Raw genomic sequence first — 727 nt, forward strand, 5'->3', positions numbered from 1 at the left:
TGTTATTACATATACAGTTACCGATGGTGCTGGTGATACACAGAGTTCTACCCTAACAATTTCAGTAACTCCAGTGTCAGATTTAAGTGATGATAGTGAAACGGTTACGATAGCTGAAGATACAATTGCCACGGGCAATGTGTTAGATAATGCTGAAACAGCAGACGGTCCAATGACCGTCACCAGCTTTACTGTTGGTGGGAATACGTACAATGCAGGTGACACGGTTACTCTTGCGGAAGGTGAACTCACTTTAAATACCGATGGTAGCTATACCTTTACACCGAACGACAATTTCAATGGTGCTGTGCCTGTTATTACTTATACAGTTACTGATGGTGCTGGTGATACACAGAGCTCTACCTTAACAATTTCAGTGACACCAGTTTCAGATTTAAGTGATGATAGTGAAACGGTTACGATAGCTGAAGATACAACAGCCACAGGCAATGTCCTTGATAATGCAGAAACAGCAGATGGTCCACTAACTGTTACAAGCTTTACGGTTGGTGGGAATACCTATAATGCAGGTGATACCGTTACTCTCACTGAAGGTGATCTCACCTTAAATGCAGACGGTAGCTATACCTTCACACCAAATGACAACTTTAATGGTGCTGTGCCAGTGATCAGCTACACCGTTACTGATGGTGCCGGTGATACCGAAAGTTCTACCTTAACAATTTCAGTAACACCAGTTTCTGATCTGAGCGATGATAATGAGAAC

The 727-nt window shown here is 42.5% G+C and carries 1 protein-coding gene; it reads left to right on the forward strand.

Annotated features, from left to right (window positions below):
• Window positions 1–727: tandem-95 repeat protein (locus tag H4J57_RS19520; protein WP_182243995.1), on the forward strand; the 727-nt coding region annotated here is incomplete at both ends.

Source organism: Colwellia sp. BRX8-7 (assembly GCF_014077275.1).
Classification (GTDB): domain Bacteria; phylum Pseudomonadota; class Gammaproteobacteria; order Enterobacterales; family Alteromonadaceae; genus Colwellia_A.